This is a genomic window from Pelagimonas sp. (genome assembly GCF_058892305.1).
Genome location: NZ_JBZXVN010000048.1, coordinates 1 through 21125, shown reverse-complemented (window position 1 = coordinate 21125; position 21125 = coordinate 1). Strand labels below are relative to the sequence as shown.

At 56.9% G+C, this 21125-nt stretch carries 17 protein-coding genes; 7 read left to right on the top strand and 10 right to left on the bottom strand.

Going from position 1 to position 21125, the window contains the following annotated elements; all coding sequences use genetic code 11:
• The first annotated feature begins 25 nt into the window (after positions 1–25).
• Positions 26–1432, top strand: a complete 1407-nt coding sequence (uxaC, locus tag AC5EFR_RS19100) for a glucuronate isomerase (protein WP_493577334.1) — start codon at positions 26–28, stop codon at positions 1430–1432.
• 548 nt (positions 1433–1980) lie between these two features.
• On the opposite strand, the gene AC5EFR_RS19095 is transcribed toward uxaC, so the two are convergent.
• Genes AC5EFR_RS19095 through AC5EFR_RS19085 form a run of 3 tightly spaced genes read right to left on the bottom strand, consistent with a single transcriptional unit; the run spans position 1981 to position 4873 of the window.
• Positions 1981–2742: an SDR family oxidoreductase gene (locus AC5EFR_RS19095; protein ID WP_493577333.1), complete on the bottom strand. Its 762-nt coding sequence runs from the start codon at positions 2740–2742 to the stop codon at positions 1981–1983.
• The gene (locus tag AC5EFR_RS19090) at positions 2739–3776 is read right to left on the bottom strand and encodes a zinc-dependent alcohol dehydrogenase (protein WP_493577332.1); all 1038 of its coding nucleotides are present in this window, start codon (positions 3774–3776) and stop codon (positions 2739–2741) included. Before AC5EFR_RS19090 ends, AC5EFR_RS19095 begins: the two co-directional genes overlap by 4 nt.
• Positions 3773–4873 (bottom strand): mandelate racemase/muconate lactonizing enzyme family protein, encoded by a 1101-nt coding sequence (locus AC5EFR_RS19085; RefSeq protein WP_493577331.1) that lies wholly within the window; start codon positions 4871–4873, stop codon positions 3773–3775. The genes AC5EFR_RS19090 and AC5EFR_RS19085 overlap by 4 nt, the downstream gene beginning before the upstream one ends.
• Positions 4874–5099: 226 nt before the next feature.
• Between AC5EFR_RS19085 and AC5EFR_RS19080 the strand changes: the two genes are divergently transcribed.
• Complete coding sequence (locus tag AC5EFR_RS19080) at positions 5100–5597, top strand: MarR family winged helix-turn-helix transcriptional regulator (RefSeq protein WP_493577330.1); 498 nt, start codon at positions 5100–5102, stop codon at positions 5595–5597.
• A 54-nt stretch (positions 5598–5651) separates the two neighbouring features.
• Here the strand turns inward: AC5EFR_RS19080 and AC5EFR_RS19075 are convergent, their stop codons facing one another.
• Genes AC5EFR_RS19075 through AC5EFR_RS19055 form a run of 5 tightly spaced genes read right to left on the bottom strand, consistent with a single transcriptional unit; the run spans position 5652 to position 9821 of the window.
• Complete coding sequence (locus AC5EFR_RS19075; RefSeq protein WP_493577329.1) at positions 5652–6329, bottom strand: DUF1194 domain-containing protein; 678 nt, start codon at positions 6327–6329, stop codon at positions 5652–5654.
• On the bottom strand, positions 6301–7017 hold the full coding sequence (locus AC5EFR_RS19070) for a DUF1194 domain-containing protein (RefSeq protein WP_493577328.1): 717 nt from the start codon (positions 7015–7017) through the stop codon (positions 6301–6303). The genes AC5EFR_RS19075 and AC5EFR_RS19070 overlap by 29 nt, the downstream gene beginning before the upstream one ends.
• The gene (locus AC5EFR_RS19065) at positions 6984–7412 is read right to left on the bottom strand and encodes a VOC family protein (RefSeq protein ID WP_493577327.1); all 429 of its coding nucleotides are present in this window, start codon (positions 7410–7412) and stop codon (positions 6984–6986) included. The genes AC5EFR_RS19070 and AC5EFR_RS19065 overlap by 34 nt, the downstream gene beginning before the upstream one ends.
• A gap of 56 nt (positions 7413–7468) precedes the next feature.
• A complete protein-coding gene (locus tag AC5EFR_RS19060; protein ID WP_493577326.1) occupies positions 7469–8839 on the bottom strand; it encodes a surface lipoprotein assembly modifier in 1371 nt (456 codons plus the stop codon).
• Between the two features lie 4 nt (positions 8840–8843).
• Positions 8844–9821 carry a HupA family protein gene (locus AC5EFR_RS19055; protein ID WP_493577325.1) on the bottom strand — a complete coding sequence of 326 codons (978 nt, stop codon included), beginning with the start codon at positions 9819–9821 and terminating at the stop codon, positions 8844–8846.
• 200 nt (positions 9822–10021) lie between these two features.
• Between AC5EFR_RS19055 and thyX the strand changes: the two genes are divergently transcribed.
• Complete coding sequence (thyX, locus tag AC5EFR_RS19050) at positions 10022–10936, top strand: FAD-dependent thymidylate synthase (protein ID WP_493577324.1); 915 nt, start codon at positions 10022–10024, stop codon at positions 10934–10936.
• A 414-nt stretch (positions 10937–11350) separates the two neighbouring features.
• A complete protein-coding gene (locus tag AC5EFR_RS19045; protein ID WP_493577323.1) occupies positions 11351–11629 on the top strand; it encodes a hypothetical protein in 279 nt (92 codons plus the stop codon).
• Positions 11630–11684: 55 nt separating this feature from the next.
• On the opposite strand, the gene AC5EFR_RS19040 is transcribed toward AC5EFR_RS19045, so the two are convergent.
• Positions 11685–12329, bottom strand: a complete 645-nt coding sequence (locus AC5EFR_RS19040) for a L,D-transpeptidase (protein ID WP_493577322.1) — start codon at positions 12327–12329, stop codon at positions 11685–11687.
• 460 nt (positions 12330–12789) lie between these two features.
• Here AC5EFR_RS19040 and parE point away from each other — a divergent pair, with 460 nt between their 5' ends.
• Positions 12790–14748: a DNA topoisomerase IV subunit B gene (gene parE / locus AC5EFR_RS19035; protein WP_493577321.1), complete on the top strand. Its 1959-nt coding sequence runs from the start codon at positions 12790–12792 to the stop codon at positions 14746–14748.
• Between the two features lie 57 nt (positions 14749–14805).
• Positions 14806–15504: a hypothetical protein gene (locus tag AC5EFR_RS19030; RefSeq protein ID WP_493577320.1), complete on the top strand. Its 699-nt coding sequence runs from the start codon at positions 14806–14808 to the stop codon at positions 15502–15504.
• Here the strand turns inward: AC5EFR_RS19030 and AC5EFR_RS19025 are convergent, their stop codons facing one another.
• Entirely contained in the window at positions 15505–15912 is a 408-nt protein-coding gene (locus tag AC5EFR_RS19025; protein ID WP_493577319.1) for a c-type cytochrome, read from the bottom strand.
• A 647-nt stretch (positions 15913–16559) separates the two neighbouring features.
• Between AC5EFR_RS19025 and AC5EFR_RS19020 the strand changes: the two genes are divergently transcribed.
• A partial coding sequence (locus tag AC5EFR_RS19020) for a beta strand repeat-containing protein (protein ID WP_493577318.1) occupies positions 16560–21125 on the top strand: 4566 nt, incomplete at its 3' end.

Genomic DNA, 21125 nt, shown 5'->3' with positions numbered 1-21125 from the left:
ACTTCTGCGACAGGACTGTCCCGCCATGCCATTGAACGACCCCGACCGTCTTTTCCCTTATGACGATGTGTTGCGCGGGCTTGCCCGCATGATCTACGGATCGATAAAAGATTTGCCGATCCTAAGCCCACACGGCCACTGCGATCCGCGTTGGTTTGCTGAGAACAAACGTTTTCCCAACCCGGCTGAACTCTTTGTGACGCCCGATCACTATGTGTTTCGGATGTTGGTGTCCCAGGGCGTTTCAATGGATGATCTGGGCATTCCGCGCATTGATGGTGGGGCCATTGAACAGGACCCTCGCAAGGTTTGGCGACTCTTTGCCAAGCATATTAACCTGTTTCGCGGCACCCCGTCGGGGATATGGCTCAACCATTCCTTTGAACATGTCTTTGGCTTTCTCGAACCGCTGACCGCCGACAATGCCGATGAATATTACGATCACATCGACAGCACCTTGGCGATGGATCAATTCCGCCCGCGTGCGATGTTTGACCGGTTCAATATCGACTGCCTCGCCACCACCGAAGGGGCGTTGGACGACCTGCGGTGGCACAAGCACATCATCGCAAGCGATTGGTCGGGGCGGGTGATCACCACCTATCGCCCGGACGCGGTTGTTGATCCTGAGTTCGAAGGGTTCGCCGCCAATATCGACGCCTTCGGGGCCTTGACCGACGAAGACATTGCCACTTGGGCGGGGTATCTCAACGCGCACCGTATCCGCCGCGCCTACTTCCGCGATCATGGGGCCACCGCCACCGATCACGGCCACCCAACCGCTCGGACCGAAGACCTTCCCCAAGATGAAGCCGCCGCGCTTTATGCGAAAATTCTCACCGGCGACTTCACCGCCGACGAGGCCGATGCCTTTCGTGGCCAGATGCTCACCGAAATGGCGCGGATGAGCGTTGAAGACGGCATGACCATGCAGATTCACGCCGGCTCAACCCGCAACCATAGCGCGCAGGTGTTTGCCAGCCATGGCCGCGACAAAGGGTTTGATATTCCGCGTCGCTGTGATTTCGTTGATGCGCTGAAACCGATGCTTGATGCGGTTGGGATGGAACCTGATCTCACCATCCTGTTGTTTACGCTGGATGAAACCACCTATGGCCGCGAACTTGCCCCGCTTGCCGGGGCTTATCCGGCGCTTAAACTCGGCCCGGCTTGGTGGTTCTTTGATAGCGCCGAAGGCATTCGCCGTTATCGGGAAATCACCACCGAAACCTGTGGGTTTTACAACACCGCTGGGTTCAACGACGACACCCGCGCCTTTTGTTCGATTCCGGCGCGCCATGATGTATCGCGCCGCGTAGATGCCAGCTATCTGGCGGAACTGGTCGCCACTGGTCGTTTGACCGAGGAAGAGGCGCTTGATCTGGCGCGTCTGCTGACAACTGATCTGGTCAAATCGGCTTACAAACTCTGACGGTCCGCGGCACGGCCGCCGACTGACCCGCCTAACGACGGTGCGAAAGCTGGGGGGATATGGGGACGGGGCGTTTTCCCCGGTGTTTTCCCCGGTGTTTTTCGGGCGCTCACAACGATTAAGCCCGCCGATGCCACAACCGCCCTTGGGGACGCTTGAGGTGTTTTGAGGTGTTGATCGGCCTGGCAAATGCCGTCGCGGTGATCGAAATGCGTCTCTGTGACGGTACAGCCACGTTTTCAAACGGCTGTCTTGGCAATCTGTGCGTGTCTAGTTAATCAGGTACCACAAAACGCTTCCCCAAAAGCCACTTGCAAACAAGGTTCCAAAAGGCACCCACCAACCGTATGGCAACTCTTGTGTGTTGCCCGATGACGCTTTGGAGCCGCCGGAAAACGGCGCGTACAGGGTTATCGCAGTGTTGAAAAGGCTGTTTTGCACGGTGTCCCCCTATGATTGCTTTTAAAGGTTAGCAACCATAGGGTGAATTTTGTGTTAACATCAAATCATGAATTGGTCATCACCTGATGCCAGTTGGCGTCAATTCATTAACGCCCCATCCAGCCGCCATCGACCACCAGAATCTCACCATTCACATAGTCCGATGCCTTTGAGGCGAGGAAGACAGCCGGGCCGCCAAAGTCCTCGGGAGTGCCCCAACGCCCTTGGGGAATACGCCCCAAAATCGCCTCGGACCGCTCCGGATCATCTTGCAATGCTTGGGTATTATCGGTGGCGATATAGCCCGGAGCGATGGCGTTCACGTTCACGCCTTTACCGGCCCATTCATTGGCCAATGCTTTGGTCAACTGGCCAATGCCGCCCTTAGAGGCTGCATAACCCGGCACGGTGATCCCGCCTTGAAAGGTTAACAGTGAGGCGGTGAAAATGATCTTGCCGTGTCCACGCTCAACCATGCCGCGGCCAATTTCGCGACTCAGCACAAATTGCGCCGACAGGTTGACCTCAATCACCTCGTCCCACCATTCATCGGGATGCTCAGCCGCCGGTTTGCGTTTGATCGTCCCGGCGTTGTTCACCAAAATATCCGCCGCGACGCCATCTGCTTCCAGTTGAGCCGCCAAACCGCGCACCGCAGCCCGATCACTAAAATCGCATTGATAGGATTTGAACGACCGGCCCATCGCCGTCACGGCCTGTTCCACCTCGGAACCTGGCTGCAACGAGGCCGAGACCCCAACAATATCCGCCCCAGCAGCGGCCAAAGCTTCGGCCATGCCACGGCCAATGCCGCGCTTTGCTCCGGTGACAACTGCGGTCTGGCCGCTTAGATCAAACATCTGGCTCATACGTCTTTTCCTACTTTGATCAGGCTTTTCATCGCCGTTGGGCTGCGATCGAGCGCTTCGAACGCGGTTTGGATGTCGTCCAACGGCGCAACATCGGTGATAAAGGTTTCGGCATCGACGCCGCCCGAGGCGATGATCGCAATCGCCTTTTCATAATCTTCGGGTTCGTAGACCCGCACGCCAACCAGTTTCAGTTCGCGCCAGAAGAATTGGAACATATCCACGGTCGGCTTTTGGGCGTGGATCGCCACCATGACAATGCGTCCGCGCGTTGCTGCCACGGTGGTCATCGCATCCACACCCGGCTGGCTTCCGGACACTTCAAACACCACCTCGGCGCCTTTGCCGCCGGTGCGGGCGTTCACAAACGCGACAAGATCGGTTTCGGCCGGGTTCACCGTGTCAAAACCCATCTTTTGCGCAATGGCGAGACGGTTTGGATTGACCTCAGAGATCAACACCTTGCCCCCGGCGTCGCGCGCCACCATGGCGACCAAAACGCCAATCGGGCCGCCGCCAATGACAACAACGTCTTCGCCTTCGGTCAAATCCGATAGGCGCACATCATGACAGGCCACCGCCACCGGTTCGATCAGCGCGGCGTGATCCAGACGCATGTCATCGGGCAGGCCGTGCACCGTATGCGCCGGCACAACCCAGATTTCCTGCATCGCGCCATCTGTATCAATGCCAAGGAATTTCAGCTTGTGACAGATATGGGTGTGACCGGCCTCGCAGGCGGGGCAGTCGCCGCAATGATCTAGCGGACGCACCACAACCTTTTGACCAAGGTCAAATCCGTCGACACCTTCGCCAACCGCTTCGACGACGCCAGACATCTCGTGGCCGATGATCCGGCTTTCACCGACGCGGGCGTCCATATTGCCGTGATAGATATGCATATCGGTGCCGCAGATGCCGCAATAGGCGATGCGGATTGCAACTTCGCCGTCCCCCGGCAGGGGCGAGGGCGCAGGTTCAACCACAAAGCTTTTGTTGCGGCGGTAATAGGCGGCGGTGATTTGGTTGCTCATGCGTGATGCTCCTGATGGGCGGCGTTCAGTTTGTCCCAGTCAAACGTGACCCCAATACCGGGGACGTTGGGGGCGACGGCCAGATGGTTTTCCACCACCAGCGGCCGGGTTGTGTATTGGTCAATCGGAAAACTATGCACCTCGAGCCAGCCGCCATTGGGTTGGCTTGAGATAAGGCTGACGTGCAATTCCTGCATCCCGTGGCTACAGACCGGGATATTGTGTTTGCGGCTCAGTGCAGCGACCTGAAGCCAGCCGGTGATCCCGCCGCAATTGCTCGCGTCTGGTTGGATGTAGCTTAGATTGGCGTCGTCAAAGGCGTATTCGTATTCATGGATGGTATGAAGGTTTTCCCCCATTGCAAGGGGCATGCCCGTGGCATCGGCGATCCGGCCAAACCCTTTATAGTCATCCGGGATGGTCGGCTCTTCGAACCATGTGATGTCCTGATCCTTGACGGCCGTTGCTAATGCGATGGCCTCGGTGACGGTGAGCGCATAGTTCGCGTCAATCATAAATGCCACGTCTGGCCCGATCAAGGCACGCACCGCTTTGATCCGCTCAATGTCCTCGGCCATCTCTGGTTTGCCAATCTTGATTTTGACGGCGTTAAATCCGGCGTCGAGATAGCCTTGAATATTCTTGAGCAACTTGGGCAGAGGGAAGTTTAGATCAATGCCCCCCGCATAGGCCTTGCAGCGATCCGAAGCGCCGCCCGCCATTTGCACCAAAGACTGGCCTGTGGCCTTGCCGCACAGATCCCAGAGCGCGATATCCACAGCCGAAATGGCGAAACTGGCGATGCCGCCGCGACCAACATAGTGAACGTGCCATTGCATGGCTTCATACAATCGTTCGATGTCACCAGCGTCCTGACCGATCAAAAACGGCGTAAGATCATGGTCAATCATCGCGGCAATCGCGCGCCCGCCTTTGCCACCAGTATAGGTGTAGCCGGTGCCAATCTCTCCGTCATCGGTGCGAATCGTTGCCGTAATAAGCTCAAAATGCGTGTGATCGCCGTGTTTTGCGTCGCTTAGAACCTCTTCAAGCGGCACATCAAACACCTGAACATCAATAGATTTGATCCGCGCCATGGCGACTCCCCCGAAATTCCCCTTCAAATCTGGTATACCATTTTTTAAGGGGGCGCAATTCTGGTATACCATTTAACGGAAATTTTCGGTTTTGGTAAGGTTTGGCGCGGTTTATGTTAATAATCGACCAAATTAGATCGCATTTTCACGGTCTTCGATGTGGTTTAACGCAATATTGGTTTTTTTCTACAAATCTCCGTTCGAACGATCACAGGCGGAGAAAGATATGAGCATTCATTCGTCCATGGAAAACGGCTCCAATCAGGGCTTCATGGCGAGCTATCTAGATGCACTCGGGCTGGTGGAACGACTCCACCGACTATTGCTCGATGTCATCAAGGATGAGTTCGAACGACTTGGCATTATTGATGTGAACGCGGTGCAAGCGCTGCTGTTGTTTAACATCGGTGAAAACGAAGTAACGGCGGGCGAGCTTAAATCGCGCGGCTACTATCAGGGGAGCAATGTAAGCTACAACCTGAAGAAGCTGGTCGAGATGGGCTATATGCATCACCAACGCTGCGAAATTGATCGCCGCTCGGTGCGTGTGCGTCTGACCCAGCGCGGCCGCGATATTTGCGGCATCGTAGAAGAGCTGTTCTTGCGTCATGCAGACGGCCTTCAGAGTAAAGCGGTCCTAAGCTCGGACGGAATTGACGAAATCACCACGGCGCTGCGCCGCGTTGAGCGTTACTGGACAGACCAGATCCGTTACATTTACTAGCGACTGCCACACGCCCTATTACATGCGTCACAGAACCGGACGTGTCGGGGCGGGTTAAGGATTGCGAGACAGGACCAGAATGGTCAGCTCGCGTTTCAATTTGCGGCTCATGGCGGACTGATAGTCGTCAAATCCGGTCGCAACTTCGACAAAGGCATCTGCACCTTGAATAACATATGTCCGAAAATATGCGCTTAGCGCTGAGACTTCGGTTTCCTGACTATCCCCCCCAATCACCAACCCATTTATTGTGACACCTTGCGGGGTCACGTCCTGAGGTCGTGGACCGGTATTGGATTCCCCGTCTCCGGAAATGTCGAGAACGTGGCGCCAGCATGTGGGGTGTTGCGCCAATAGGGTTGCGCCAAATTCTTTGGACCGCCCCAACGCTGTGGACGGCTCTCTCAAAGCCCGACCGGTTTTTGTCAATCGCATTGCGATGTTCGCCAAATCGTCGCGGCTGCGAATCTCTGTCCAGCGCTGCACGATCCGTTGCGATGTTGGGCCGCTCCATTCGTAAATCGCCAGACGGGCAGGGGCGTCGGGCAGGCTCAGAAAAGCCGCGACCACCTCTGAATCCATCAAGGCACCGGCCAACCCATCCAGCTGCAACCGATATTCGCGCTCATCAACGGAGCCCGACACATCAAGACCAAGGGCCAAGGCCTGCCGACATTCGGCCTGTGCCATCCCGGCCCAAAGACTAATCGCGATCCAGAGCCAGCGCCGCATCCCCAACCACCCGTGTTTCAATTTCACGATAAAGCTTGCGTGTCATCGCCCGCTCATACCCCGCATAGCCCTGCGCGGTTTCGATAAACGCGCCGGGGCCGTACAACACCTCATAGGTGAAATGATCGACCACATCCGGATCGGCCCCAAGAACCGCCAGCGCATTCACCGTGATACCCTCAAAGGGGAAATGCTTATATGCTAGCTCGGGCCAAAACCCGTCATTGGTGATCCCGTCACCAGAGAGGTCAATCACTTTGCGATCACACTCGGGCGCACGGGCCATGATCCCGGCCCCATAGCCAAGCGCATAGCCCAATGCCGTTGGAAACTTGTGGTTTGACCGCGTGGCCTGCATCACATGCGCGGCGGCTGCGTCAACATCCGCCTCCGAGCGCAACATCACCCAATCCAAGACGATCTTGGATTGGCGCCGTCCGCTCCATTCATAGATTGCCAGAGCAATCCCGCCGCCCTGAACAATCGCACCTTTGACATCATCAGATCGCAGCGCCGCGGCAAGGCCATTGCGCTGCAAAACATATTCGTCTGCATCCACGGACGAGGACACATCCTGCGCCAAAACCAACGCCAGAGGACAGGCCTGCGCCAAGGTCCCAAGGGACCAAAGCGCCAAGGCTGCCGCTGTGCGGATCACCAGTGACCCACGTTTTCCATGCTGGTCCAAGGCTCGGCTGGTTCTAGCGCCTCGCCTTCTTGCAACAGCTCAATCGACACGTTGTCGGGGGATCGCACAAACGCCATGCGGCCATCGCGAGGCGGGCGGTTGATCACCACGCCGTTGTCCATAAGATTCTGACACGCCTCATAAATATTGGGAACAGAGTAAGCCAGATGACCAAAGTGACGCGAATCTGATGGCAAGTCATCATCCCCGTCCCAGTTATAAGTGAGCTCAACCGGGCAATCTTCTTGGCCTTCGGGGGCCATGAAAATCAGCGAAAAACGCGCCTCTTCCACGTCGTGACGGCGGGTCTCTTTCAACCCAAGCAGCTTGTAAAACGCCATCGAGGCTTCAAGGTCTTTGACCCGAACCATAGTGTGCAAGTAACGGATGCCCATTGGAAATTCCCCTCATTTGCTACGACTCACACAGTGTGAGCGCAAACAATCCGGCCTCAGAATACCGATTTGATGCCAAGCCGCAAATCGGTACTTTCGGTTTCGTAAATCCCGTAGTTTGAGCCGCGATCGCGGTAGGTCAGCCCGATTTCCGGGGCAAACCCGTAAAAATCGACCTTGGGCAAAAGCACATCAATCGAGGCGCTCCATTCCTGATCGTGGCGGGTCATGTCGGTTAGGAAGGAAAACGGCGCATTGTCATAACCAATGTCGCGATAGCTTAGCGCGACGCGGGGCAACATGCCCTTGATGGGCCGCGCTTTGGAAAAGCTCAGCCGCGCGCCTTTGGTTTCATTCGCGACCATATAAAGGTCGGAATTTGTGTCACTAAACCAAGTGTCCAACCGCAACTGACCGCTGTTGAATTGCTTGCCAAGCGCCAGTCCAAATTCGCTGGTATGTAGATCACGATCCTTGGCCTGGACCAATGTTTCGTGACGCCATTCGGCGCGCGTGCTCATGGTGAGGCCGGGGGCCAGCATCCGACCATAAAACAGCCGCAGCGCCGCGACATTGGAAAAGCCTTCGCCGCGCCGCATGTTGTGTTTCAAATCAACGCCGGCACTGGCCAGCCAACCGGATTTCCCGCGCGCTTCGTAATCCAACGACACGCCAAAACTGTCTTCGCGGTAGTCGTTGTTTTCCGCATCCGGGTCAATCTTGCGGGAGTCATCGCTTAGCTCGGCGCGGGTGACTTCCACATCCGCCCCAAATTTCAATCGGCTGGTCCGGCTTAGCGGCACGCGATAGCTAAAATCGGCCTTAAGTCCATAGCGCAGCCCGCTAAGTGGCCGGGTGCCGGGAAACACGGTGATGCCGTTGATGTCGGTGCTCTCGTTCTTGGCTCCGCCATTTAAGTTGTCCGATGGTTCAAACGTCAGAGCAAGGTTGAGCCGCCATGGGGTCGCCCGGCGGACCCGGCGCAAATCCTGGACTGCGGCACCGCGCATCTGATCTTCGGGGGCGATATGGGCGGCACGACGCAACCAATACTGCGCGACGCCTTTTTGCCCGTTCGACGCCGAGGTCCCGGCCTGAACCATCGCGGCAAAAAACTTGTCCCGCTCTGTTTCCGATGTCCGCCAGGCCAGTTTCGCCGATCGGCGCGCATCTTGATGTTTGCCCAATTCCTGCTGCGCCCGCGCCTTGAGCAAAAGCCCCCGAACATCGCCCGGCGCACCCAAAAGCACCCCTTCGGACAAGATCAGCGCCGCTTCGGGTTCTCCGATCTGCAACATCTTGGCCGCAGCCGCACGCGCCTCGTCCAAAGACAGGCGCACTTCTTGGGCATAGGAAATATGGCTGCTCGCGGCGACAAAGGCGCAGGTCAGCGCCAGCCGCCGCAGCAAGGGGAGGAGCATGCGCATCACTCTACCGTGTGGCAATAAAGCCGCCGGTTTCGCGGACTTGCACCTCTACATAACTGCCGGTGTCGGGGTCGATGCCGATCGGACCGGTCCCCTCGACAACAACAACTCCGGCAATTTCTTCGCCATTTGGTCCGGCAAACAAACCATCCCAAGAGCCGCTGGCACCCGCCGTTGTGCCATTGTCGGTGTAAACCGTCGCATCGGCCGAGGCGATCGTCCAGTTGTCAAAGTTGATGTCAGTGTCGGTCAGGGTGATAAAATCGCCCACCCCATCAAGGTCGTTGATCTGTACGCCATTGGCATCAAAGAACGTCCGATCCGCGATAAAGCCGCCAACAACACCGGTATCATCAAAGTCTTCGGTGTCGACGCGCAAGGTGGCCGTGCCCGATACATATTGCATGATCGATCCATCATCGGGGTCGATGACCGTCCGCACAGCCGCATATTCTCCAGTGAAAACATAAGTCTGCTGATCATCGGGGAGCGCGCCAGAACCACTCAAACGCTGGGCCGCCGCGGCGCCGTACCCAAAGCTAACATAGCTTTCGGTGCCTGCGGTTCCGACTTGGCTATAGCCGTTGTCCGAAACCCGGAAGACGGCGAAATAGCTCGCTGGGCCGCTGGCATTTCGGTAGACGTTAAAGTTCGACGACCCGAAATTGTCCGAGATTGTCTTGTCTCGTTCATAGATATTGTCGTCGCCGTCAAACGGCATGTTGTTCAGCACCAGCTCGCCGGTGTCTGCATCAAACGACATTTCATTCGCGGTCAGCCGATCATTGTTCAGGCTATCCCCGAACACATTTGAGCTGTCCTCGCCATCCCCATCGCCGGTGGTCGACTCATCGGGGATGGTGTTTTCGTCGATAAGGGTGGTGTCATCGGGATCCAGATCGTTGATCGGATTCGATCCTTCCCCACTTGCACAAGCGGCAAGGACGCCCGCACACGCGAGCGCTACTAAATTGCGATACATCTGACTGCCTCAGGTCTTGCCCGTTTTATATTTTGTAAACAGCCTGCCTGCCCAAACCCCCGTTAGTCAATCATCTTTGCCGCCTTAGGGCCATGATTTCGCCGCAACTGAGGCAAATCTGTCGCCCATATATCGCGTTCCCCCATCCGCTCCCCCAATATATAGTGCCACTCGACTCATCTCGTGGGAAAGGAATCGCCATGCCCCTCTCGTCCGAACAGCAGGCCGAAATCGCAGCGCAACGCGCCGAAACGCACACCACCATGCGCGCCACGGCGCCGGGTATGGAGAAACACCTCTACACCGCCTATCCGGTTTTGGATCATGGTTTTATCCGCGTTGTCGACTATATGGGCGACGACGAAGCCATCTGTCAGGCCGCCCGCGTCTCATACGGTCGGGGCACCAAATCTGTTCAAAACGACGAGGGCCTGATCCGCTATCTCATGCGCCATTGGCATTCGACTCCGTTTGAAATGTGCGAAATCAAATTGCACGTCAAACTGCCGGTCTTTGTGGCGCGGCAATGGATTCGCCACCGCACCGCCAACGTCAACGAATACTCGGCGCGTTATTCGATCCTTGATCGCGAATTCTACATCCCGGCGCCCGATGCGTTGAACGCGCAATCGGTTGTCAACAATCAGGGGCGTGGCGAGGTCCTCGCCGGGGATGAAGCGCAGCGCGTTTTGAAATATCTGACCGAAGACGCCATGCGCGCCTATGACCACTACGAAGAGATGATTTCACAAGATGGCCAACAGGGGCTGGCGCGCGAATTGGCCCGCATGAACCTGCCTGCCAACATCTATACGCAATGGTATTGGAAGGTTGATCTGCACAACCTGCTGCACTTCTTGCGCCTGCGCGCCGACGCCCACGCCCAATACGAAATTCGCGTTTACGCCGACGAAATCTGCAAAGTCGTCGCTGACTGGGTGCCCTTTGCCTACAAAGCCTTCGAAGACTACCGCATGGGTGGCGCAACCCTCTCTGCCGGAGCCTTGGACGTCGTCCGCCGGATGCTCAAAGGCGAAGAGGTCACACAGGAAAACTCTGGCATGTCCAAAGGCGAATGGCGCGAGTTTGAGAAGGTATTGAACGACCCTGCCTAGGCTGGGTCAATTCATTCCATTAGAGCGACTTGAGTGAGGAAAGAGTCGTTTGTGCCTCTATGTACGGTTTTGCAGAAAGTGATCAACTGGACGAAATAATTGAGGATAAAGATCTCGGTTCTACGCTTGGAAGCCTAAAAACAGTAAAACCAAAAAGAGTTGGTTTCTACGAGGTCAATCCCAGTGTCTGACCCGAGGGAGGGGCATCACGCCGGCCCAATGGGCAGGCGCGCCTGACATCGGCGGGCTGATGTCTGTGTCTCAAACGATCTTCGGCGCGGTCCATTCGTGGGCTGCAAAACGGGCCGCCTCCCAATCTGTTGACGGCGTTTCGACCCAAACGGACTGTGCTTGCGGTTTTGGTCTCAGGGTGCGAGCCTAGCGCAAAGACTATTGGACCAGAGCGAGCCGCAAATGATCAGACCCACCGCACTTTTCACCAGCCCTTTCCTCATGTTGGCCCTTGCCGCCTGTGAGCCGGTGCCGACCGCCGATGGTGCCAAGCCACAGGGGCTCATCACTGTGCCAGAGGCCGTGTCGTCCATTGCCGCCACGCATCAGGACCTTTCGACAGCGCGGGTGCGGCCCCAAGATGGCTGCTACTGGTACACCCATGTTGGCCCGGTCGAGACAACCGAACTGCCGCTGCGCACCAAGAACGGCAGCCCGATCTGCACACGACCGTCAAGCTAAGGCTGCCAAGCCAAAGCGTTCAAGCCACCGCCGCGCCAAAGTTGGCAAGCTTGTGCTAAAGCTTGCCGCCGTCGGTTGGATAGAGATAGGCGGTGACGCCGGTGTCGACCTGATCGTAAAGCGCGTTGATATGCGCCATCACCATGCGCACACAGCCAGAGCTAGCGCGCGTTCCAATTGACCGTGGGGCCGGTGTGCCATGAACGCGCAGATAGGTGTCGCGATTGCCGACATAGAGGTACAGGGCCCGCGATCCGAGCGCGTTGCCGGGGCCGGGGTCCATGCCATCTACCCATTGGGCGTATTTGTCCGGCTCGCGGGCGATCATCGCGGGCGTTGGGGTCCAGCTTGGCCATTTTGACTTGCGTTTGATGGTGTATACACCCGGCTCGTATAGCCCGTCGCGCCCGATGGCCGCGCCATAGCGCATCGCCGTCCCGTCATCCTGAATGTGATACAAATAGCGCGCGACCGCATCGACATGGATGTCGCCGGGTTTCAGGCCCGGATTGGCCTTGACGCGAACCGGAAGGAACCGAGAAGGAAGGCCCCAGGGGTTGCTGGTCTCAAGGTCAAACCCCTCTGGCGTGATCTGCTGGTCCCATGCGTCCCAGTCGCTGGGCGCGGCGAAAGCGGGGCGGATGATCCCGGGCGTCGCCAGCGCGGCAAGTGATGCAATCATGGTGCGTCTGCTAAACATGGGAGACCTTTCGAACGTGTCAGACTGTTGCCGCCAATGAAACCGTGAAACGCAAGGTGGCTGCAACCACAATATGACCTCGTTCGGGCTTTTGGGCGGAACATGTCGCCGATCGCCGAAAAAGGTGGGCGCGAGGGGGCGGTGTTTGCGCGCAATCCGGGGGCGCGTTAACGAAAAAATTGTCTTTTCCCTGAGATGGGCCAAGCGGAAGGCTTTCGCGCCGGCAATCACCCCCAATTTCACATAGAATCGGACAGATTGCTATTTTTGCCCCGCTCTGGTGCCACAGAAATGCGACGCCAATCTCCCCTAGATGCGGGCGGTTTTGTACCAATTTCCCGTTGCGTCGCGTGCGACCGGCGTCATTAACGCCACCGTCCTGACCGCTAACCCCCTCTTTCACGCGCCGTGCAGGTCTGTCATACTGCCTGCCAAGCAACAGCAAAAATGAGCAGCGTTTATGGCCGAAGATCTCCTGTCTGGTGGTGACACTCCTGAATATGACGCCTCCTCCATTGAGGTTTTGGAGGGGCTGGAGCCGGTCCGCAAACGCCCCGGCATGTATATCGGTGGCACCGACGAACGCGCGCTCCACCACCTTGTGGCCGAGGTGCTCGACAACTCGATGGACGAAGCGGTTGCCGGTCACGCCAACCGGATCGAAGTCACCCTATTGGCTGACTATGCTGTTGAAATTAAAGACAATGGTCGCGGCATCCCGATTGATCCACACCCCAAGTTTCCGGGCAAATCTGCGCTCGAAGTCATTCTCTGTACCCTGCACGCCGGTGGTAAATTTGGCGGCGATGCCTATGAAACCTCGGGTGGTTTGCACGGGGTTGGCGCCTCGGTTGTGAATGCCTTGTCCGACAGTATGGTCGTCCAGGTTGCGCGCAACAAAGAGCTTTTTGAACAACGGTTTTCGCGCGGTATTCCCCTTGGTGGTGTTGAGAAAATCGGTGCTGCGCCCAACCGTCGCGGCACCACCGTCACCTTCCACGCTGACGAAGAAATCTTTGGTTCTCATAGGTTTAAGCCTGCTCGCCTGATGCAAATGGTGCGTTCCAAAGCCTATCTTTTCTCTGGTGTTGAGATCCGTTGGAAAACCGAAATTGACGATGGCACCACACCGGCGGAAAAAGTGTTTCACTTTCCCGGTGGGTTGGCGGACTACCTCACCGAAACACTCGGTAAATCAATGACACATGCCGAGAAACCATTTGCTGGCGTTGTGGATTTCAAAGAAAAGTTCAACACGCCGGGCAAGGTGGAGTGGGCGATCAACTGGACCCCATCGCGCGACGGGTTTATCCAATCTTATTGTAACACCGTCCCGACCCCCGAAGGTGGCACCCACGAGGCCGGTTTCTGGGCTGCGATCCTCAAGGGGATTCGCGCCTATGGCGAACTGGTGAACAATAAAAAAGCCAGTCAAATCAATAGGGATGACCTGATCACCGGCGGCTGTGCCCTTGTGTCCTGTTTTATCCGTGAACCGGAATTTGTTGGCCAAACCAAAGACCGCCTTGCCACGGTCGAGGCCCAGCGTCTGGTGGAAAACTCAGTGCGCGACCATTTCGATAACTGGTTGGCATCAGATACAAAATCCGCTGGTGCGATCCTTGATTTCCTTGTTCTGCGCGCCGAGGAGCGCCTGCGACGGCGTCAGGAAAAAGAGACCGCCCGCAAGTCGGCCACCAAAAAACTGCGCCTTCCCGGTAAACTAACAGATTGTTCCTCCAAGACGCGTGACGGGACCGAGTTGTTCATCGTCGAGGGCGACTCGGCCGGTGGCTCCGCTAAAGGGGCCCGAAACCGTGAGACCCAAGCGCTTTTGCCGCTCAAGGGCAAAATCCTCAACGTGCTTGGCGCGGCGTCAAACAAGATCGGGTCAAATGCCGAAATTCGTGATTTATGTGAAGCACTTGGCGTCAGTATCGGAACCAAATTCAACGTGGATGATCTGCGCTATGACAAGATCATCATCATGACGGATGCGGATGTTGACGGGGCCCACATCGCTGCACTTTTGATGACGTTTTTCTACACTCAGATGCGGCCGATGATTGATGCCGGGCATCTGTATTTGGCCTGCCCGCCGCTCTATCGTCTGACCCAAGGGGCCAAACGTATTTACGTGCCGGACGACGCTGAAAAAGAACGGGTTCTGGAAAAAGGTCTTGGTGGCAAAGGGAAAATTGACGTTCAGCGGTTTAAGGGCCTTGGGGAAATGGATGCCAAGGACCTTAAGGAAACCACGATGGACCCAAAAACCCGGACGCTTATCCGGGTCACGATTGATGAGGATGAACCGGGTGAAACCGGCGATCTTGTGGAACGCTTGATGGGCAAAAAGCCAGAGTTGCGGTTCCAGTACATTCAGGAAAACGCCCGCTTTGTTGAGGAATTGGACGTTTAGGCGCGCGGTTGCATTGAACCGCTTGCCATTGTGCCTGGCTTAGGGGAACGTTGCGCCATGCGGTATGTGTTGCTTTTCCTTTTGGTGCTGACGGCGTGTGGGCGGCCTCTCACCCCGAATGAAACCGCGTATTTGCGCGCGATTCAGGGCGATCAGCTCGACACAAAACCGATCCGGATCACCAATGGCCATTTTGCCGGGTCGGTCACCTATCAAATTCCGGTCCGCCCGCGCACGACCTGTCAGGAACGCATATGGCCGCCGCAGGACAAGGCGAAAACGGTGACCGTATCTCCAGCGGCGTCGGTGGTGTTCAACAAAATCCTTTATCGCAAAGATCTGTTTGCGGAGGATTTCATGCCCGGGTGGCCAGAAAAGATTGATCTGTTTTATGCGATGCTTTTCGCCCATGAGGCCACGCATGTCTGGCAATGGCAAAACCGGGATCGAACCGGGTATCACCCGGTCAAGGCTTTGAAAGAGCACGCAAATAGTTCTGACCCTTACTTGTTCGATCCTGACAATACCAAGGGGTTTCTTGACTATGGATATGAGCAGCAAGGTTCAATCGTCGAGGAATATGTGTGCTGTCGGTTGCTTGACCCGTCTGCCCCGCGCACAGCCCGGCTGCGCGCGATGATTTCCAAGGAAATGCCGATTGATGGTCTTGATCGCGCCTTGGGGCAGGGGGTTGTTAGACTCCCTTGGGACGGTGTTCAAACCGATGGAATTTGCCGTCAAACGCCTCAGAAATGATCACTCAACATGTTGTATTTCCTTGATATAGGCAACCAAGTCGACCACCGGCTGTGACGTCAATACCGGCTGCCCGCTTGGGGCTTTCATCGGCACGTCAAAACGACCTTCAAAGTAGTCACCATAGACCGGCATGGGCGAGCCGTGGCTCACCAAGGGGTCACGCCCATCAATGCGTTTCACAACGCGTTCCAGCGGAAAGACCCCGCCGTTCGCCGCCGTTAATTCACGCAAATTCACCGGTTTGATCATCAAAACCCCGGCCATTGGCCCGTCACCGCGGCCTTCGAGGCCATGACAGGTGGCGCAATGAGTATGGTAATGTGCCCGCCCGATGTCGGCATCCTGCGCGATTGCAGGTGTCGCCAGGGCTAATGCAGATAGTGCCAGTTCGAGTAAAATGCGCATGGGTCATCCTCCTGTTCTACAACCTACTGTGGAGGGACCGGACAAAATATGCCTTGATCGGAGTCAAACGTTGCATCCTATCCCCCTTAGAAATCGGCAGCATTTTAGGCAATTCATTAACCTATTTTGGCAACCAGCCGGGGCTGGGATGGCCCCGGCTTACTCGTCAAAAGCAGCCAATTGATTGGCTACGGCTACCCCGCACTGCGCTCGTTACTCGGTGCGTTCCCCCCATAATTGGGGGCCGCAGCCGCACAAGATGGAACCGTAAACGTCCCAAGGGCAAACCCCCGGCAAAACCGAACCAGCCATCATGGGGACAGATAAGCAGGCAAGTGTTGAAATCTTCCTTACGCGGGTCTTGCAAAGGCGACCCAGATCACGAGGAGTGTTTACGTGAAAATGGCGCTGGGCGTTTGAAAACAAGTGTTTAAATGGCGGTTTGCGCCAAATTGCCCCAAGGCTCCCGCTGTCCACTTTTTAGAAACAATGGCCGGAATGAGGCATCTTAGGTCACAAATACCACTATCTTTGCTCAGCTATTCCGCATTCGTGCCGGAATCAGGGCGTTTCTAACACCTAAGCAAAACCGTTTTCAGAACGGTTGGCCACGCAATGTGGTGTGTATTGAGGTTAGGAGCGCTGATATGGCGACGTATACGGTCACAACATCGAACTGGAATTCCACGGCTTTTTGGTCGGGGATCAACGAAGCCTCTGGTGGGCACACGTTGGACTTTTCCGGTTTGGGCTCGGGCTATGCGGTCGAATTCGATGTGTTCAACGGTGAAATCACGCTATCGGATGGCACCGATACCTTTGTTGTTGGCGATGCGATATCTAGCTCGGCCGACGCCTTTATGGGCGGCTCAACGGTACTGACCAATTTCTCGACCGTTCTGGGGAGCGAGGGCGAAGATACCCTGATCTCTGGCACTGGAAGCGACACGCTCATTGGTGGCGGAGGGTCAGATACCTTTGTTGTTGGGGCTGGCAATGAAACCATCACTGGCGGTGAAACCGGCACTGATATGGACGTTGTCGATATCAGCGGTGCCGACGATGCTTTGAGCGTGACCTTTACCGGTAACGAAGCCGGGACATATAGCGATTCCGATGGTGACAGTGGTAGCTTTTCCGAGGTCGAAGGCTTTTTCCTCAGCTCTGGTGATGACACTATTGATGCATCCGCGGCGACAACGGATGGCGTCTTTGCGGTTGGACGTGATGGCGAGGATAGCCTGACCGGTGGCGGCGGCGACGACACTTTTGTTGGTGGGGCCGGGGCCGATAATCTAACCGGCAATGACGGTGCCGATAGCCTTTCGGGCGGTTTGAACGGCGACACGATTAGCGCAGGTGATGGTGCCGATAGCGTTGATGGCGGCTCTGGGAGCGACGAAATCACCTTGGGCGCAGGCGATGACATCGCTGCGGGTGGGTCTGGGCGCGACACCATTTCCGGCGGTGAAGGCAACGACACCATCTATGGTGACGATGCAGATGTTGGGGTTGATGCCGGCACATTGGCCAGCTTTGATTTCTCGACCATTTCCGACAGCGGCAACACCGGGACCGGTGTGATTGGCGAATACGCCGTCTATGACAATATCGGCACAACCAGTGACGGTACTGTTGTGCAGGCGCGCATGACAGTGCTGGATGCCGACGATCCCAATATCCAAATAGATTTCGGAACAAATTCGGTTTACCTGAACGGGGACGCCGAAAGTGCCGAAGGCAGCGGCGTGACCTTGGGCTTTGAGTTCTTTGATCAGGCAACCGGCGAACCGATCCAGATCAGCGGCGGCTTTACCTTCCACGATGTGGACACCACGGCGGAAAGCGTCACCGCTTTGTCGGCCGATGTGACCTCGGTCACTTTGTCGGACTCGCCGGTGTCCAATCTATCTCCAAGCGATAGCGGTGAACAATTGGCGGCGGCATCGGACAGCACAAGCTCCGGAAATGCCGACGAAAATCACTGGGCGCAATTCACCTATGAAGGTCAGCAACAGCTGGTGTTCGAAGTCACGTCGCGCGGGGCAGGTACGAACTATGCCTTTTCCACCGATGGGTTTTCTAATCCCGGTACCACCACCTATGCGACCCCTGAAAACCAAGACGACAGCATTGATGGCGGGGCCGGTGATGACCTCATTTATGGCATGGCGGGCAATGACACGTTGAACGGCGATGACGGTCAGGACACGCTGAATGGCGGTGTCGGTGACGATGAGATTGATGGCGGTGCCGACGAGGATGCCATCACCTTCGAAGACGGGTTTGGCAATGATACCGTGGCCGGTGGCGAAGCCGTGACCACGGGCACAGATTTTGACCGCCTCGACCTAAGCGGTATCACCGAAAATGGTGTGAGCGTCACCTATAGCGGCGGCGAAGCAGGGGCGGTGACCTCGGGCACGGATAGCATTGATTTCACCGAAATCGAGGCCATGACCTTGACCGATCAGGATGATGTCGTGACCGGAGCGGCCGGGTCTGAAGTGATTGATGCGGGTGCAGGTGATGATAGCCTAAGCGGCGCGGCCGGGGCCGATGACCTAAGCGGTGGCGCGGGTGATGACAGCCTTGATGGCGGTCTGGACGGCGACACATTGGACGGCGGTGCCGGTCAGGATACGTTGATTGGCGGCGGTGGTGACGACGTCATGACCGGCGGTGACGATCAGGATACGTTCCGCATCGAAGATGGTTTTGGCAATGACACCGTAACCGGTGGCGAAGGCGGCACGGACGATGACACCCTTGATCTTTCGGCGCTCACTTCCGGTGCGACCGTCGACATGAGCGGTTCCGAAAGCGGCAGTGTCACCAGCGGCGCAGACACTATTGGCTTTGCGGAAATCGAACGCGTCGATCTTGGCGCGGGGCGTGACACGGTTGTTCTTGCCGATGGATCAGGCAGCGACACGGTTGGCGCCTTTGACCTGACCGATAGCGGCGATGGCAGCACCAATGATCAGCTGGATGTCTCTGGCCTGACAAGCGACGGCGGCACAACGCCCGTCAATGTCGGCGATGTTGTGGTGAGCGATGATGGCAGCGGCAACGCGGTTCTAACCTTCCCCGGTGGTGAGGCGATTACCTTGATGGGCGTCGCCCCGACGGATGTGGATAGCACCGACGAATTGGAAAGCATCGGCATTCCAGCGGTTCCCTCGGCCTATGATTATGTGGTCGAAGGCACCGCAGCCGACGACACCATCGACAGCACCTATACCGGTGATCCGCAGGGCGACATGATCGACGCGGGCGATCATTCCGATAGCTCCGACGCCGATCTGGTCTATGGCTATGGCGGCGATGATCTGATCCAGTCCGGCGCAGATGCGGATACGGTTTATGGCGGCACCGGTAGCGACACGATCGAAGGCGGCCTAGGCGCGGATGACCTGCACGGCGATGCGGGGGACGACAGCATCAATATTGGTGGCGGCGACACGATCATCGGCGACGATGGCGACGATTTCTTTGCCGCTGATAGCGCGCTTTTGGATGGCACAAGTGCCACGGTCACCGGCGGTGAAAATGCCGAAACCGGTGGCGATACGCTGACCTCGGGCGATTACACCGGGTCGGTCACGGTCAACCTTGCGGCGGGTGATCCCGAGGCGGGCACCATGCAGCTTGGCACAACCACGGTGAATTTCTCCGAGATCGAACATATCGACACGGGTGATGCCGATGACAGTGTTGTTGGCGGTAGCGGTGATGACACCGTATCGACCGGCGACGGGGTGGATACTGTTGAGGGCGGCGCGGGTGATGATAGCTTTGATATCGGGGCCGGAGATGGTGAGGATGATCTGATCCGAATGAGCGACGGGGATGGCAATGATACCATCACCGGGTTCGAAGCGCCGACCTCGAATGGTGATGGCACCTATAGCCCCAATGATCAGTTGGACCTGAGCGGTTTGACCGACGACAGCGGCAATCCGATCTCGACCGAAGACATCGACGTCACCGACACAAATGGCGACGGTTCGGGTGACGCGATCCTGAATTTCCCGGATGGCACATCGCTTACGTTGGCGGGTGTTCCGGCGGCGGATGTCGAAGACAAGATCCAGCTTTTCGCCATGGGTGTGACCCTGTCACCCGGTGATTTCATTGTCGAAGGCACCGGAGCCGATGACCTGATTGATGTGGATTATTCCGGTGACCCGGAAGGGGATTACATCAACAACAACGACCATTCCGACGGCTCGAATGACGATGTGGTTTTTGCCGATAGCGGCAATGACACGGTGTTGTCGGGGGTCGGCGATGACAGCATCGAAGCCGAAGAAGGCGACGATAGCGTTGTGGCCGGGGATGGCGATGACACGGTGCGCGGTGGCGATGGGGCCGATACGGTTCTGGGCGGTGACGGCGATGACAGCGTGCGGGGCAATGATGGCGACGACAGCCTGATTGGTGGCGAGGGCAGCGACTCTCTCTATGGTGAGGTTGGCGAAGACTACGTCGAAGGCGGTGCAGGTGATGACACGCTCGAAGGCAATGAGGGCCAAGATACCCTTATTGGCGGCGCTGGCAATGACTGGATGCGCGGGTCCTATGACAATGACGTGCTCTATGGCGGCGAAGGTGACGATTTTCTTTGGGGCGGTTTTGGGGACGATACCTTCCACATCGAAAACAACTTTGGCAACGATACGGTGGATGCCGAAGGGGTCGCCGAAACCGATGGCGACACGCTTGACCTCTCGGCGGTGACGGACGCCCTTCGGATTGATCTCAGCCAAGCAAATGCCGAAGCGGGCACCGTCAGCGATGGCACCAGCACGCTCAACTTTGATGAAGTCGAAAACATCGTTCTAGGTTCGGGGACCGATACGCTTGTTCTCAAGGATTTGGGTGGGAGCGACACTGTCTCCGGTTTCGCCAGCCCAACCGACAACGGCGATGGCACCTATGGCGGTAATGACCTTTTGGATGTGACCGGCCTTCATGACGACGACGGCAATCTGGTGAACACCGATGATGTTGTGGTCAGCGATGATGGCAGCGGCAACGCGGTCCTGACCTTCCCCGGCATGGTGGTTTTGACGCTGGATGGCGTGGCCCCGGCCGATGTGGCCACTCCGGCTCAGCTGAACGCCATTGGCATTCCGATGGGTGCCGTTCCTAGCAACGACTATGTGGTGTCCGGCACCTCGGCGGGTGAGGTGATTGACACCGCCTAT

Excerpts from the sequence above, each read along its gene's own strand:
- uxaC (WP_493577334.1), top strand. The coding sequence starts at position 26 with ATGCCATTGAACGACCCCGACCGTCTTTTCCCTTATGACGATGTGTTG.
- AC5EFR_RS19095 (WP_493577333.1), bottom strand. The coding sequence starts at position 2,742 with ATGAGCCAGATGTTTGATCTAAGCGGCCAGACCGCAGTTGTCACCGGA.
- AC5EFR_RS19090 (WP_493577332.1), bottom strand. The coding sequence starts at position 3,776 with ATGAGCAACCAAATCACCGCCGCCTATTACCGCCGCAACAAAAGCTTT.
- AC5EFR_RS19085 (WP_493577331.1), bottom strand. The coding sequence starts at position 4,873 with ATGGCGCGGATCAAATCTATTGATGTTCAGGTGTTTGATGTGCCGCTT.
- AC5EFR_RS19080 (WP_493577330.1), top strand. The coding sequence starts at position 5,100 with ATGAGCATTCATTCGTCCATGGAAAACGGCTCCAATCAGGGCTTCATG.
- AC5EFR_RS19075 (WP_493577329.1), bottom strand. The coding sequence starts at position 6,329 with ATGCGGCGCTGGCTCTGGATCGCGATTAGTCTTTGGGCCGGGATGGCA.
- AC5EFR_RS19065 (WP_493577327.1), bottom strand. The coding sequence starts at position 7,412 with ATGGGCATCCGTTACTTGCACACTATGGTTCGGGTCAAAGACCTTGAA.
- AC5EFR_RS19060 (WP_493577326.1), bottom strand. The coding sequence starts at position 8,839 with ATGCGCATGCTCCTCCCCTTGCTGCGGCGGCTGGCGCTGACCTGCGCC.
- AC5EFR_RS19055 (WP_493577325.1), bottom strand. The coding sequence starts at position 9,821 with ATGTATCGCAATTTAGTAGCGCTCGCGTGTGCGGGCGTCCTTGCCGCT.
- thyX (WP_493577324.1), top strand. The coding sequence starts at position 10,022 with ATGCCCCTCTCGTCCGAACAGCAGGCCGAAATCGCAGCGCAACGCGCC.
- AC5EFR_RS19045 (WP_493577323.1), top strand. The coding sequence starts at position 11,351 with ATGATCAGACCCACCGCACTTTTCACCAGCCCTTTCCTCATGTTGGCC.
- AC5EFR_RS19040 (WP_493577322.1), bottom strand. The coding sequence starts at position 12,329 with ATGTTTAGCAGACGCACCATGATTGCATCACTTGCCGCGCTGGCGACG.
- parE (WP_493577321.1), top strand. The coding sequence starts at position 12,790 with ATGGCCGAAGATCTCCTGTCTGGTGGTGACACTCCTGAATATGACGCC.
- AC5EFR_RS19030 (WP_493577320.1), top strand. The coding sequence starts at position 14,806 with ATGCGGTATGTGTTGCTTTTCCTTTTGGTGCTGACGGCGTGTGGGCGG.
- AC5EFR_RS19025 (WP_493577319.1), bottom strand. The coding sequence starts at position 15,912 with ATGCGCATTTTACTCGAACTGGCACTATCTGCATTAGCCCTGGCGACA.